The 13,965-nt window shown below is 38.3% G+C and carries 18 protein-coding genes; 15 read left to right on the top strand and 3 right to left on the bottom strand.

Annotated features, from left to right (window positions below; genetic code table 11):
• Nucleotides 1–111: 111 nt before the first annotated feature.
• Nucleotides 112–324 (top strand): hypothetical protein, encoded by a 213-nt coding sequence (locus tag T489_RS0110510; protein WP_037319658.1) that lies wholly within the window; start codon nt 112–114, stop codon nt 322–324.
• A gap of 218 nt (nt 325–542) precedes the next feature.
• Here the strand turns inward: T489_RS0110510 and T489_RS0110505 are convergent, their stop codons facing one another.
• Nucleotides 543–1,037 (bottom strand): pilin, encoded by a 495-nt coding sequence (locus T489_RS0110505; protein WP_031579993.1) that lies wholly within the window; start codon nt 1,035–1,037, stop codon nt 543–545.
• Between the two features lie 232 nt (nt 1,038–1,269).
• The gene (glyA, locus tag T489_RS0110500; RefSeq protein ID WP_031579992.1) at nt 1,270–2,526 is read right to left on the bottom strand and encodes a serine hydroxymethyltransferase; all 1,257 of its coding nucleotides are present in this window, start codon (nt 2,524–2,526) and stop codon (nt 1,270–1,272) included.
• 619 nt (nt 2,527–3,145) lie between these two features.
• Here glyA and aroQ point away from each other — a divergent pair.
• The 11 genes from aroQ (at nt 3,146) to thiL (ending at nt 11,267) form a co-directional block, all read left to right on the top strand.
• A complete protein-coding gene (gene aroQ, locus T489_RS0110495; protein WP_031579991.1) occupies nt 3,146–3,586 on the top strand; it encodes a type II 3-dehydroquinate dehydratase in 441 nt (146 codons plus the stop codon).
• Between the two features lie 32 nt (nt 3,587–3,618).
• Nucleotides 3,619–4,083: an acetyl-CoA carboxylase biotin carboxyl carrier protein gene (accB, locus tag T489_RS0110490; protein WP_031579990.1), complete on the top strand. Its 465-nt coding sequence runs from the start codon at nt 3,619–3,621 to the stop codon at nt 4,081–4,083.
• 15 nt (nt 4,084–4,098) lie between these two features.
• Nucleotides 4,099–5,445 carry an acetyl-CoA carboxylase biotin carboxylase subunit gene (gene accC, locus T489_RS0110485; protein ID WP_031579989.1) on the top strand — a complete coding sequence of 449 codons (1,347 nt, stop codon included), beginning with the start codon at nt 4,099–4,101 and terminating at the stop codon, nt 5,443–5,445.
• A gap of 129 nt (nt 5,446–5,574) precedes the next feature.
• Nucleotides 5,575–6,021 carry an early set domain-containing protein gene (locus T489_RS0110480; protein ID WP_031579988.1) on the top strand — a complete coding sequence of 149 codons (447 nt, stop codon included), beginning with the start codon at nt 5,575–5,577 and terminating at the stop codon, nt 6,019–6,021.
• 104 nt (nt 6,022–6,125) lie between these two features.
• The gene (gene nrdR / locus T489_RS0110475) at nt 6,126–6,581 is read left to right on the top strand and encodes a transcriptional regulator NrdR (RefSeq protein WP_031579987.1); all 456 of its coding nucleotides are present in this window, start codon (nt 6,126–6,128) and stop codon (nt 6,579–6,581) included.
• 61 nt (nt 6,582–6,642) lie between these two features.
• The gene (gene ribD / locus T489_RS0110470) at nt 6,643–7,800 is read left to right on the top strand and encodes a bifunctional diaminohydroxyphosphoribosylaminopyrimidine deaminase/5-amino-6-(5-phosphoribosylamino)uracil reductase RibD (RefSeq protein WP_031579986.1); all 1,158 of its coding nucleotides are present in this window, start codon (nt 6,643–6,645) and stop codon (nt 7,798–7,800) included.
• Between the two features lie 6 nt (nt 7,801–7,806).
• Nucleotides 7,807–8,460, top strand: coding sequence for a riboflavin synthase (locus T489_RS0110465; protein WP_031579985.1), 654 nt, complete (start codon nt 7,807–7,809; stop codon nt 8,458–8,460).
• A 37-nt stretch (nt 8,461–8,497) separates the two neighbouring features.
• Nucleotides 8,498–9,046, top strand: a complete 549-nt coding sequence (locus T489_RS0110460) for a flavin reductase family protein (RefSeq protein ID WP_031579984.1) — start codon at nt 8,498–8,500, stop codon at nt 9,044–9,046.
• A gap of 166 nt (nt 9,047–9,212) precedes the next feature.
• Nucleotides 9,213–9,677 carry a 6,7-dimethyl-8-ribityllumazine synthase gene (ribE, locus tag T489_RS0110455; protein WP_031579983.1) on the top strand — a complete coding sequence of 155 codons (465 nt, stop codon included), beginning with the start codon at nt 9,213–9,215 and terminating at the stop codon, nt 9,675–9,677.
• Between the two features lie 19 nt (nt 9,678–9,696).
• A complete protein-coding gene (gene nusB / locus T489_RS0110450) occupies nt 9,697–10,134 on the top strand; it encodes a transcription antitermination factor NusB (RefSeq protein ID WP_031579982.1) in 438 nt (145 codons plus the stop codon).
• A 128-nt stretch (nt 10,135–10,262) separates the two neighbouring features.
• Nucleotides 10,263–11,267 carry a thiamine-phosphate kinase gene (gene thiL, locus T489_RS0110445; protein WP_031579981.1) on the top strand — a complete coding sequence of 335 codons (1,005 nt, stop codon included), beginning with the start codon at nt 10,263–10,265 and terminating at the stop codon, nt 11,265–11,267.
• 18 nt (nt 11,268–11,285) lie between these two features.
• On the opposite strand, the gene T489_RS0110440 is transcribed toward thiL, so the two are convergent.
• On the bottom strand, nt 11,286–11,498 hold the full coding sequence (locus T489_RS0110440; RefSeq protein WP_031579980.1) for a SlyX family protein: 213 nt from the start codon (nt 11,496–11,498) through the stop codon (nt 11,286–11,288).
• A gap of 177 nt (nt 11,499–11,675) precedes the next feature.
• On the opposite strand from T489_RS0110440, the gene T489_RS0110435 reads away from it, so the two are divergent.
• The 3 genes from T489_RS0110435 to T489_RS14715 all read left to right on the top strand — a co-directional run.
• Entirely contained in the window at nt 11,676–12,479 is an 804-nt protein-coding gene (locus tag T489_RS0110435) for an FKBP-type peptidyl-prolyl cis-trans isomerase (RefSeq protein ID WP_031579979.1), read from the top strand.
• Between the two features lie 289 nt (nt 12,480–12,768).
• Nucleotides 12,769–13,782 (top strand): tyrosine-type recombinase/integrase, encoded by a 1,014-nt coding sequence (locus T489_RS0110430; protein ID WP_031579978.1) that lies wholly within the window; start codon nt 12,769–12,771, stop codon nt 13,780–13,782.
• A 112-nt stretch (nt 13,783–13,894) separates the two neighbouring features.
• Nucleotides 13,895–13,965 (top strand): type IV pilin protein (locus T489_RS14715; RefSeq protein WP_157608212.1); only part of this gene is annotated, 71 nt, incomplete at its 3' end.

Raw genomic sequence — 13,965 nt, 5'->3', positions numbered from 1 at the left:
TCCTAAGCTCATTTGGCTTAGATGAGAGTATCGTGCGCAGTAAAGCAGTGGAAATAGGTAGGCAACTTGCCGACAGTAATTTCCATGTTCAAACAGAAGAGGATGACGAAAATGGCGAGAATGAAATCGATCTCTACGATTGAAGCTGAAATTACCAGGATTAAGGATGAATTATCAAAGCTTCAGATGAAGCAGGATAAGCTGACGTTAAAACTCAAAGAACTTCAGGAACACAAACGAAATTATGAGGCCAAGGAAATCATGGACGCCTACCTTAAAAGTGGAAAAAGTTATGAGGAATTAATGACCTTTTTGCAGGTTTAAAATTATATGAAAAGGGAGCCGAAACTCCCTTTAGTGTAACTTTCATGAAAAGTTAAGATTATACCTTCATCAAACTGTTTTATTTTGTATTTTTTAATGAAGGAATACCGATTCAGATCACTGTAGGTTAAATTTTTATTAGTGGACTGCATATAAAAACCCCGCCAGAGGCGGGGCTTAAACTAAACTTTCATAAGTTTATACTCTAACCAATCAAATTAGCAGAGGTTTTCCTTGATGCAGGTAGAAACTGTATTGGTGTCATTTCTTCTCCAATCGATGATACCATTATCTACAGCACCAAAGAAAGGCTGAATCTGAATGGCTGCACCATTTAAACCATTACCACCAATTGCAGTAGCAGTGATTACACCGTCACCAGTTACATTGATGGTTGCAACATACTTGGTAGCATAGTCAGTTGCAGCACCGATGCTCCAACCGTTACCATTCTCACCATTAGCACAACCAGCACCGTGGCCAGTTGCAGTCTTATCTACTACAACTGCAGTGTTTGCGGCAAAAGTAGCACCTAAGTCAAAAATACAGATTTCAACCTGCTTCTGAACACCAGCCATTGCAGTGGTAACTTCAGTGAAACGTGCACGAGCCATGTAACGGGCATATGCTGGGAGAGCGATTGCAGCTAAGATACCGATGATAGCGATAACGATCATTAATTCGATGAGGGTAAAACCTTTAGTCTTTTTCATGATAATTTCCTTTTATCTTAATTTTGAATCCATTTAAAATGTTGCTTGGGAGTAGGAAGTTTCGTATTTCTCGTTGCTCCCTCCCAACGCTTTTAATTGTAGCTTGAATAATTTTAAGAAATTGCAAAAATATGATTTTTTGTGATTTAGATCAATTTTTGACTTGGTTTTTAATAAAAAAGCCATATTGTCTCACGAGCAATATGGCTAATGTCTCACAAGCGGTTAACGCTTACTTGTTGTAAACCGGAAATCTGTGGCATAAATCCACGATCTTGGCCTTAACAGATGCTTCTACTTCAGCATTACCGATGTTATCCAGTACGTCACACATTAAGCTGGCAAGTAAAGTAACATCATCTTCCTTGAGACCGCGACGGGTTACAGCTGGAGTACCGATTCTTAAACCGGAAGTAACGAATGGAGAACGTGGATCATTTGGTACAGAATTCTTGTTTACGGTAATATTTGCTCTGCCGAGTGCCTCGTCAGCATCCTTACCTGAGAATTCACGACCGATTAAGTCAACGAGGAATAAATGGTCATGAGTACCGCCGGAAACAATCTTGTATCCGCGATCCAGGAATACCTTAACCATTGCCTTTGCGTTCTTAAGGATCTGAGCCTGATATTCCTTATATTCTGGTTCCATGGCTTCCTTGAATGCAATAGCCTTAGCTGCGATTACATGCATTAAAGGGCCACCCTGGCTACCTGGGAAAATGGCAGAATTTAATTTCTTATAAATTGCTTCATCACCGCAGTTTGAAAGAATAATACCGCCTCTTGGACCGCCTAAGGTCTTGTGAGTGGTTGAAGTTACAACGTGTGCGTGTGGTAATGGATTTGGATAAAGGCCTGCGGCAACAAGACCTGCAATATGAGCCATATCAACAAAAAGGTATGCACCTACCGCATCAGCGATTTCTCTCATCTTTGCCCAGTCTACGATTCCGCTGTATGCAGAAAAGCCTGCAACGATCATCTTTGGCTGACATTCTTTAGCCTTTGCCAGTACGTCGTCGTAATCGATGTTGCCGTTATCGTCAACACCGTACTGAACTGAATTGTAAATCTTTCCTGAGAAACTTACGCTTGCACCGTGAGTTAAATGACCGCCGTGAGCAAGGCTCATACCCATAATGGTATCACCAGGCTTTACCAATGCCATGTAAACGGCTGCGTTAGCCTGTGAACCTGAATGAGGCTGAACGTTAGCATAATCAGCACCAAAAAGCTGCTTAACGCGAGCAATAGCTAATGCTTCAACCTGATCAACATATTCACAACCGCCGTAATAACGCTTTCCAGGGTAACCTTCTGCGTACTTGTTGGTAAGCTGAGAACCCTGAGCTTCCATTACACACTTACTAACATAGTTTTCAGAAGCGATAAGCTCGATATGGTCTTCCTGACGACGGTTTTCTCCGTCAATGGCAGCCCATAATTCAGGATCATACGCTGCAATGTTTTTTGCCTGATTAAGCATGAAAAACTCCATTATTAACAATTAATAAGAAACAAATCGGGGAAATCCCAAAATCAATGCTCGTATTTTACTGTTTTTGTGGAGAAAATAACAGTTAAATATGATAATCAGCATGCTTCTGAACTGAAAGATACGGTTTTTTTCGTTGTTTAGAAACTAATCAGTTATGAAAAACGTTATTTTGTTTAGAAAATTTATAACCTGTTATAAATTGAACAAATTTAATCTGGTAGCTTTTTTCATAATTCGCAAATCCTTCTATATTTTTAGTAAATTTCTTTGCTTATCAGTCCATATCGAAAAATGAAAATCAGACACCTGATTCTACGTAAAACAACTTTAGAAAATCACAAGAATACATTTTAAAAAATCTAGCAGTTTTTCAGTTTTTTATGATTTTTTACCAAAAACTGTATCAAATTCATGGAAAATTGCTAATTTTAAGCAAAAAAAGAGTCTTTTTGATAATATTAGGGTAAAATGCCTTTTTTAGAGTATTGGAACTATAAAAGTCAAAATTATCGTTTTACTACACATTAATGATTTGAATTTGTCTAAATTCTGCTTTAAATGATTTAAAACGTTAGTGTAACTACTGACTTAAATTAATAGGATTGTTATGTCTAAGATACTAGTTCTGAACGGACCTAATCTAAATCTGCTTGGAGTCAGGGAACCTGGAATTTACGGTTCAACAGGTCTGAAAGAAGTTAATGAAAAGCTTTTATCTATAGCTTCCGAGAATGGCGTTGAATTGGAAACCTTCCAGTCAAATGCAGAATTCGAGATCATCAACAAGATTCATAGTGCTATGGGAAATGTCGATTACATCGTCATTAATCCTGCGGCATTTACACACACAAGCGTTGCAATTCGTGATGCATTGCTCGGTGTGAAAATTCCATTTTTTGAAGTCCATATTTCCAATGTGCATGCCAGAGAGGAATTCAGACATCATTCATACTTGTCTGATATAGCAACAGGTGTGATATGCGGATTTGGTACTGATGGCTATGAGTACGCTCTTCGTGCTGCCATTAAGAAAATTTTAAAGAATTAACGGATAACAATAGAGAAGTAATTAATATGCAAATAGATATCAACAAAATTTCCAGATTGATCAAGATCGTTTCTGAATCTGACATTGCTGAACTTGAATTAAAGGAAGGTGAAGAACAGATTAAGATTACCCGTACCAGCAATACTGTTTCCGTACCGGTTCCTGTAGCACAGCCGGCCGCTTATGTAGCTCCTGCTGCTGTTCCTGCCCCTGTGGCAGCTCCGGCTGCTGCCGAAGCTGATGACAGTGCTGATACCATTTCTGGTCATGTAATGAAATCACCAATGGTTGGTACTTTCTATCGCAGACCAAGTCCTGATGCATCTAATTTCGTTGAAGAAGGTGCTTCTGTTAAGGAAGGTGCAACTGTTTGCATCATTGAAGCCATGAAGACCATGAATCAGATTGCAGCTGACAAGACTGGTGTTATCAAGAAGATTCTTGTTGCAGACGGCGAAACTGTTGAATTTGACCAGCCTTTATTCATTATCGAATAACAGCAGGGGCGTGATATGGCAAAAATTGAAAAGGTTTTGATTGCAAACCGCGGTGAAATTGCCTTGCGTATCCTGCGTGCCTGTAAGGAGCTTGGCATCAAGACTGTTGCTGTTTATTCAACTGCTGACCGCGATTTGAAACATGTAAAACTCGCTGATGAGGCAATCTGCATCGGACCTGCAGCGGCAAAGGAATCATATCTGAATATTCCTTCTCTTATTGCTGCAGCGGAAGTAACAGGTGCTAATGCAATTCATCCTGGCTATGGTTTTCTTTCTGAAAATGCTGAATTTGCAGAAATTGTAGAACGTTCCGGTTTTATTTTTATCGGTCCGAAGTCAGATACCATAAGACTTATGGGAGACAAGGTATCTGCAATTGAGGCCATGGAAGCATCCGGCGTTCCTTGTGTTCCGGGGACTGGTGTTCTTACTGATGATATTGAAGAAAACAAGGCTTTGGCAAAGAAGATTGGTTATCCTGTCATCATCAAGGCTGCTGGCGGTGGCGGCGGTCGCGGTATGCGTGTTGTATACAAGGAAGAAGATCTTGCGGACACTATTGCTTTAACCCAGAGAGAAGCTGATTCATTCTTCAACAATCCTAATGTTTTCATGGAAAAATTCCTCGAAAACCCAAGACACGTTGAGTTCCAGTTACTTTCAGACGGTCAGGGAAATTCCGTATACCTTGGTGAACGTGACTGCTCCGTACAGAGAAGAAACCAGAAGGTTATCGAAGAAGCTCCTGCTCCTGAAATCACCCAGAAACAGCGTGATGACATCGGCTCAAGATGTGCCAAGGCATGTAATGAAATCGGATACCGCGGTGCAGGCACCTTCGAATTCTTATATGAAAACGGACAGTTTTTCTTTATGGAAATGAATACCCGTGTACAGGTTGAACATCCTATATCAGAACTTGTAACCGGTGTTGATATCGTGAAGGAACAGATAAAGATTGCTGCCGGTGAGAAGCTTTCATTCTCACAGAAGGATATCAGTCTCAAGGGCCATGCAATCGAGTGCCGTATCAATGCTGAAGATCCTAGTACATTTATTCCTTCTCCAGGAAAGATTGTCAGATTGCATACTCCTGGTGGTCCTGGAATTCGCTGGGACTCTCACATTTATGAGAACTACGTGGTTCCACCATACTATGATTCTATGATTGGCAAGCTCATAGCCTACAATGATGACCGTTCATCAGCCATTGCAAGAATGAAGCAGGCTCTGCATGAACTGGTAATTGATGGTATTAAAACCAATGTTCCCCTTCTTCTTGATTTGATGGATGATGCCACCTACAACAAAGGATGTTTCGACATTCATTATCTCGAGAGAAAGCTTGACGGCGAGTAATAAAGCTATTACCCAAAAGTTAATGTTTTTTTAACTTTTGGGTTTTGTTTTTTGTGATTTATAACACTATAATTTTTGCCGTAAAATTATAAAATCATATATAACCTCAACATTATCAAAGGAATTGACATGTACAAGAAATTATTATTAGCAGCTATTGCAGCTGGCTCTTTTGCTTTAACAGGTTGTGCTAGTGACGGCGCTTCAGCAGGAGCTGAAGGTGGTGCTGATGTATTCGGCGCTCCTATTTATCTTCGTGGCGAAATGAACGACTGGAACGCACAGCCTCAGTACCTCGTAAAGAAGGTTTCTGACGGTGTTTACGTTGCTACCGCTGAATTAAAAGTTGACTGGGCTCCATATAAGTTTAAGTTTGCTGACTCTGGTTGGAGTGCTGGTACTAACTTTGGTTACAGAGACCAGCCTGGTGTATTCGAAATGGGTGGTGAACCTGTAGCTCTTAATCCAAAGTCTGTATTCGAAGAAGTTAAGGTAACTCCTGATGCAGATGGCGAATATGACTTCTACCTTGATGTAACTGGTGAAGCTCCTGTTACTTACGTTAAGAAGCACTAATACTGTAGCTGATTAAACGTATTTTTATGAATATATAAGTCCTAAAGATTTTTCTTTAGGACTTTTTTTATATAATAATAAAAAGTTTAATCGAGGGGGAGTTTATGCGTTGTCCATTTTGTGATGCTGAAGATACAAAAGTAATTGATACGCGAGTGTCTTCTGAAGGATTTCAGGTAAGAAGACGCAGGCAGTGTCTTTCGTGCAACGAACGTTTTACCACATTTGAGCAGCCTGAAATAACAATGCCGACAATAATCAAAAGCAATGGAATAAAACAACCTTTTAATGAGGAAAAGATCCGTGCTGGTATGTTGCGAGCTCTGGAAAAACGTTCAATTGGAACTGAACAGGTTGATAATGCCATAAATCGAATTAAAACTAAACTGAGGTCCAGCAAATTAAAGGAAATCCCATCAAACCTTATAGGTAAAATGGTCATGGAAGAGCTGGAGAACCTGGATCCTGTGGCATATATTCGTTTTGCTTCAGTTTACCTGAGTTTTAAAAATCTTAAGGATTTCAGCAAAGAAATATCCAAACTGGAAAAACAGATGTAGATATATTCTGTATCCTTTTCAGAAATTAATCCGATAACTAATCCTGAGTACCTAGTTTAATATGACAATCTCAAATTTACAGCAAGAAACAGATCAATCTTTCATGTTACAGGCTCTTGCCCTGGCTGAAAAGGGAAAATATTCCACTCTGCCAAATCCATGTGTGGGATGCATACTTACCAAAAACGGAATAATTATAGGCTCCGGTTTCCATAAAAAGGCTGGTACCGGACACGCTGAAGTTAATGCTTTGGCAGATGCACGTAATAAGGGAAATGATACCAGTGGTTCAACAGCGTATGTTACATTAGAACCTTGTTCTCATTTTGGTCTGACACCGCCGTGTGCAGTTGCTCTTGTAAAAGCAGGAGTTAAAAGAGTAGTGTGTGCAATGACGGATCCGAATCCTTGGGTAAGCGGTAAAGGATTTGACATTCTCAGAGATGCCGGAATTGAAGTCATTGTAGGCATCTGTGAACATCAGGCCCGCCGGATTAATGTTCCTTTTCTTTATGCCATGGAACATGAAATTCCCTATGTAACACAGAAAATGGGGATTAGTCTGGATGGTAGAATTGCTTTAAAAAACGGAGCCAGTAAATGGATTACCTCTGCGGAATCCCGCGCAGATGTTCAGACACTCCGAGCACAGCATCAGGCAATTCTTACAACAGCAGCCACCGTTATTGCAGATGACCCGTCGATGAACGTAAGAACTGATGAGTTTCCGAAAACAGTTAAGTTATCCGTACCGGAAGAATATGTTGTCAGACCGTTAAAGGTGATAGTTGATAAACGTAAGGTTTTAACTTTAAAAGAAAAAATATTCAGTTCATCAGGTGATGTTCTTCTGGTGTATCCGTCGGACAATCGGGATGTTTCAGAGAAAAAACTTACAGAAAAAATCAATGTTCTGTATGTGCCTGCCGTAAATAATTCTGATGATCTTGATATAGAGCAGGTTCTGAAGTATCTGCATTCAATAAAAATTCGCAATGTACTTATTGAATCAGGTCCAAAATTCTGCAAATTTATGCTTTCCCATAATTTAATAAACAGTCTTATTTTATATATAGCACCCAAATTACTTGGGGATGATGCGATTTCATTTTGTAAACTGGAAGGTTATGAGTCTATGGATGAAATTAATTCATTGAAGCTTGCAAAATCCACACAAATTGGTAATGATATTAAATTAGAGTATATTATTAAGGAATAGGCTGTAATGTTTACCGGTATAGTTCAAGCACTAGGAACAATAACTTCCATTTCATTCAACGGGAAAGGCGCTGAAATATCCATAGAATCAAAGGATCTTGATTTTTCTGATGTGGCTATAGGCGATTCTGTTGCCTGTAACGGTGTATGCCTGACAGTGGTTAAGCTAGGAAAAAACAGCTTTGTTGCTGATGTTTCACATGAGACCATTGAATGCACAATTTTTAAATATCTAAATCCTGGTGCCACACTAAATTTAGAAAAAGCACTTACTCCAACCACGCATATGGGTGGGCATATAGTTCAGGGGCATGTTGATGGCGTGGGTACCATTAGCAGCATGTCCAGAACCGATAATGCTGTGGATATCTGGATAAATGCCCCGGAGGATATATCCAGATACATAGCAATAAAAGGATCTATAACCATTAATGGAATAAGTCTTACCGTTAATGAGGTTAAAGGTGATGCATTCAGACTTACTCTTATCCCACACACTCATGATATAACCAATGCTACCATGTGGAATGTAGGTGATAAGGTCAATATTGAAGTTGATGTACTTGCAAGGTATCTGGAACGTCTGTTGAATCATGGGCATGACAACAAGAAGAAAAGTACCATGACAGCTTCATTTTTAATGGAAAACGGGTTTATGTAACCTATTAAATCAACAATAACCAAAGGAACTGGTGAACATGTATAAGAAAATTAATGTCAGAGCTGCTAACCGCCTGCTGTGCGGGGGACAGATTATCAATATTTCATCTGTATCTTCAGACGGAATTCATGATGTCATGACGGCTGCGTGGAATTGCCCTTTTGATGCCGATCAGGTTCTGGTTGTGCTTGATCGCGGTCATACCACCACCGCAAATATTCTGGCCAACGGTAAATTCGTAATCTCTATTCCTTCAGAAAAGGACATTGAGATAATTAACAAGGTCGGTTCTGTTCATGGTCGCGACGTTGGTGATAAATTTGTTTGGGCTGGAGTTAAGCCTGATTCTTCACCTGTACTGAATTTACAGGTACTTCCTGATGCGCTGGCGTACATAGAATGTGAATTAACCGAAAAAGAAGTTTTTGAAAAAACAGGTGTCTGTATAGGTAAAGCTGTGAATATTTACGTTAAGGACGGTCTGTGGAATGATGAAGGAAGCCATTTTGCTGAAGGAATGAAGCTTACTTTAAGCTATGTACATGAAGGGCTGTACAGAATTAATGGTCGAGAAGTAAGTATCTAACCGCAAGAACATGATACAAATGAGGTTACGTTTTTCATTCTCGATATTTGTTACAGACAGAAGGCATGTAACATAGTAATAAAATCTGTCTTTTATGGTAGAATAGACTTATGTTTTTCAGGAGTAAGTGAAAAACGTAATTTGTGTTTTGATGAGGTTATAGAACATGCAGGAAATCCAAGGAAACTTAGTTGCAGCAGATGCCAGAATTGCAATTGTTGTATCACGCTTTAACAGCTTTATAAACGAGCATTTAGTATCTGGTGCTCTTGATGTTTTAAGCCGTATAGGTCAGGTAAAAGATGATAACGTAACAATTATCAGAGTTCCTGGTGCCGTAGAGATTCCTTTAGCAGTAAAGAAAGCTGCCAAAACCCAAAAATATGATGCCATTTTAGCTTTAGGTTGCGTAATCAGAGGTGATACCTATCATTTCGAAGTTGTGGCCAATGAAAGTTCTAAGGGACTGACTCAGGTTATGCTTGAGCAGGAAATCCCTGTAGCATTCGGTATTCTTACAACTGAAAATATTGAACAGGCTGTACAGCGTGCTGGATCTAAGGCTGGTAATAAAGGTGCTGAAGCTGCTTCAGCCGCTCTTGAAATGATTAATGTTTTAAAACAGATTTAATGTTAGCGGAGATTTTATTGTGAATCCAGGTCAGAGACACAGAGCCAGACATTTTGCCATGCAGGCCCTTTACCAGTGGGAAATCACCAAGGAATTTGCTTCAGTAATTGAAGAACAGTTTCTCGAAGATCAACCTGTTGACGACAAAACTGATAAAGAATACTTGCATCAGTTGATTGTTGGTACTATTACTCACGTTGATGAAATTGACAAGACATACAAACCTTATCTTAATTCAAGAAGTATTGAAGATTTGGATATGGTTGACAAGTCAATTCTGCGTCTTGCCACATACGAACTTCTGTTCCAGAGCAAGGATGTTCCGTATCGTGTAATCATCAATGAAGCAATTCTTTTAGCAAAGGATTTTGCTGCTCAGGACAGCCACAAGTTTGTTAACGGTGTGCTTGACAAGGTTGTAAAGAACATGCAGCTTCAGGAAACTGAAAAGCAGTAATTTCGAAGACAACTGTAACTGAATGCTGTTATTAATGTGTTAATAAAGAATCTATAATCCGAGTTATAGATTCTTTATTTTTACCAATAAACAACTTCTTCAGTTTTATACGTTATAAAGAGTTCAGAATGGGTGAATTTGAATTAATCAGAAAATATTTTACGCTTCACTCCAATGAAGTTAACCTCGAGCAGAATTGTGTACAGCTGGGGATAGGAGATGACTGTGCCCTTATAAACATCCCGCATGGTGATGTTCTGGCTGTTTCCACGGATACTTTTCTGGAAGGAACTCATTTTTTTAAAGATACCAATCCTTTTGCAATAGGTTTCAAATCACTGGCTGTTAATCTCTCGGATCTTGCGGCAATGGGAGCGGAGCCGGTAGCTTTTACTCTTGCATTAACACTTCCTGACAGTAACGAAGACTTTATTGCTGAATTCTCACGAGGATTGTTTACCATTGCTGACAGATTCAGAATTTCTCTGGTCGGTGGAGATACAACCAGAGGTCCGTTATCCGTAACCATAACAGTTATGGGAAAAACTCCATGCAATGAAGCGATCAGGAGATCCGGAGCAAGAGATAATGATGTAATCTGCGTTAGCGGTGCTCTGGGAGGAGCTGCTTACGGTGTGGCATTAAGATACGATAAATCAAAAATACATGGCAATCCTGATTCGGCAAAAGCTTTTAATCTTCTGGACTATCCTAATCCGAGAATGGATCTCGTTCCTTTCATGCGCAAATATCGCGTAAATTCAGCTTTAGATATTTCTGACGGTTTTCTTGGTGACCTGAAACATATTCTGGACAGTTCAGAAAAATCAGCAGAAATTGATATTAAAGATATTCCAATATCCGAAGCTCTTCATAATCTGCCTGCAGACGAACAGTTGAATTATGCTCTGAACGGAGGAGACGACTACGAAATCTGTTTTACTCTTTCTGAGAAAGACTATCTTTTATGGCAAGACGACTACAAATCCGGCAAAGCCCCGAAAATATACAGGGTCGGCACCATCAAAGAGTTGTCAGATAACAGAATATCCAAAGGAAACAGAGTAACTTTTACAGAAAACGGAAAAGCTGTATCACGTCATATCGACAGAAACTCTTTCAGTCACTTTTAGTTACCTGTTTCCAGTATGCTAATAATGAGGCGGAGGCGTTTCTTCGCTTCTTGATGCAACGTTGGTGACTTCAACTGCCTTTAATTTGTTTGCCAGGAAATTAATCTGAACTTTCTGTTTTTCTATTATCTGTCTCAATTCATAAACTTCGTTACTGATATTTTCCAGGTTATATTCAAGGTAAGCAATTTTGGATTCGAGACTTTCAACTAAATCAGGTTTAATTAACATATTTGGATTATATTTAATTAAAAATTTGAAGATACACTAAAATGAAGTACAATACATTTTAGCAAATTTTATGAAATAACAAAAATTTGTCATTGGTTAAATGCTTTTTTAAGTTTAGATAATCCGTACCAGTGTTTAACTGATGAAATTAATTTACCATATAGGACTATTATAAATATGAAAAAGTTATCATTATCAATTTTAGCATCTCTTGTTGCATTATCAGTTAGTGCATGTGATTTAGACAATTCAAAGGCACAGACTGCTGATACCGCTACCGCAAACAACACAGCGGAAAAGACCGCTCCGGCCAAGAAAGAAGCCTCAGATTTAACCTTTAATGACAAGGTTGCAGTTTCCATGGGGTATTTTTATGGTCAGAACATTGCTAAAGGACTTGACGATCTTAATAAGGAATTCAGTGTTTCCATTGATAAAAACCTTATCGCCAAGTCATTCAATGAAGCTATAAATGGTAAGGAACCAGCCTTGTCTGAAGAAGACATGCAGGCAACCATGCAGGAATTTGACCAGATTATAAGAAAGAAGGCAGAAGAAAAGCGTGTTGCTGAAGATGAAAAGAATCTTAAGGCAGGTCAGGAGTTCCTTGAAAAGAATAAGGCTAACGAAGGTGTAGTTGTAACTGACTCTGGCTTACAGTACAAGATTATTACCAAGGGTACAGGTGCAACCCCAACAGTTAACGATACCATTAGAGTAACCTACCGCGGTACCACCATTGACGGTAACGTATTTGATGAATCAAAGCAGCCTGTAGAATTTAAGTTAAGTCAGGTTGTTAAGGGATGGATTGAAGCCTTCCAGTTATTCCCTGTAGGTACTAAGGCAACACTGTATATTCCAGCTAACCTTGCTTATGGTGATCACAGCCCATCTCCTGCTATTCCAAATAATGCTGTTCTAATTTTTGACGTTGAATTACTTGATATTGTTTCTCCTGAAAATAAGGAAGCCAAGTAATACCTAAGCGTATCTGATTTTTCTGTTGAAAGGCGAGAACAGGTTTGTTCTCGTCTTTTTATATTATGTAGCATATCAGTTTTCCTAAAACTTAAAATCATAAGTTTATGGTAATTCTTTAAGGATTAATAACTCATATCAACGCATATATTTTACATATAATAATATGATTTTTATTTTTGTTTAATAAAAAAGTAAACCCATATTACTCAAAGAATTGTTTATTAAAATCTAAATAGAAATCAGGTTATGTTTAATTATTATATATGTCAACCAAGGAAAATTGACTATGTTAAGAAAAATAGGTAACGAAAATATGACAGAGGGGCTGAGTACAATTAGTCATAAAGTCAGTAATTCCAATCCTTCTCTCAGAACTTTATGTGAGGAATTTTTAATTAGTCGCTCTCACAACAGTGAATCTACTCAGAAGACTTACGGTCGTTTAATCAGGAACCATATTGCACCGCATTATGATTCTTTTAATTCTGTTGATGCTATGACAATGAGCAGACTCGGCCACATCATAATTATGCCAATTTTAAATAAGGGGATGAATTCAACTGCTTCAGCTGCAATTTCCTTACTTATAATGATAATGAACTATGCAACTCTTGCCCATGAAGATGTTAGTTTCAAAAATATTCGAAACCTGGCCAAAATAGTCAACATGAAAAAGAAAGATGAGTACGAAACTCCTCAGAGGGCAATGGTAAATAAGAATATAGGTAAAAATATTCAATATATTTTCAGAGTTTTTTCTGCAAGACATCCTAAGAATAAGCAGGTCAATAACCTGCTCCTTCTTTCTTTTTACTTATGTCTAAGACAAAGCGAGATTTTATCCATAAAGGTAAAAGATATTAATTTTAAAAGACACAACCTTCATATAGCCAAAACAAAAACAATAAAGAAAGCTGGCTTTGATATTCCTATGTGTCCGATTCTCGAGGAGTTACTCATAGAGATAATTGCTTCATGTCCAGGAAATCCTGATGATTATATTTTTACCAATAGAAATAAAGGAAAACTGCATACATCAACATTAGAATGTTACTTAATTAAGACAGAACTACGGGGATTTCAGACTGCTCATGGTATAAGAGCTATTTTCAGCACATGGGCCTCCCGCAACAATAAAGACAGTCTAACTTCCGAGTGTGTTCTTACTCATAAAACATGGAATCGTGTCCAGGAACTCTATAACAGAGATCTGAGTTCGTATCTGTACAATAAGAGAAAAAAACTTATGAAGGAATGGATTACCTATGTTCATGATTTGATAAAAACAAAGGATAACTAATCCTGAATTTCAGTTCATAAATCATTATTAAATTCGCATTAACTTTTTGAAAATTCCTTTAATAATTTAAAGGAATTTTTTATTGTAATTTTTCAGATAAAAGGAAATTATCATGAAAAAGACTAAAGGTTTTACCCTCATCGAATTAATGATCGTTATCGCCATCATCGGTATCTTAGCTGC

The sequence above is a fragment of the Ruminobacter sp. RM87 genome (assembly GCF_000701925.1).
In the GTDB taxonomy this organism is placed as follows: domain Bacteria; phylum Pseudomonadota; class Gammaproteobacteria; order Enterobacterales; family Succinivibrionaceae; genus Ruminobacter; species Ruminobacter amylophilus.
The sequence above is the reverse complement of the archived record's forward strand: the minus strand, read 5'-3'. Positions and strand labels throughout refer to the sequence as shown.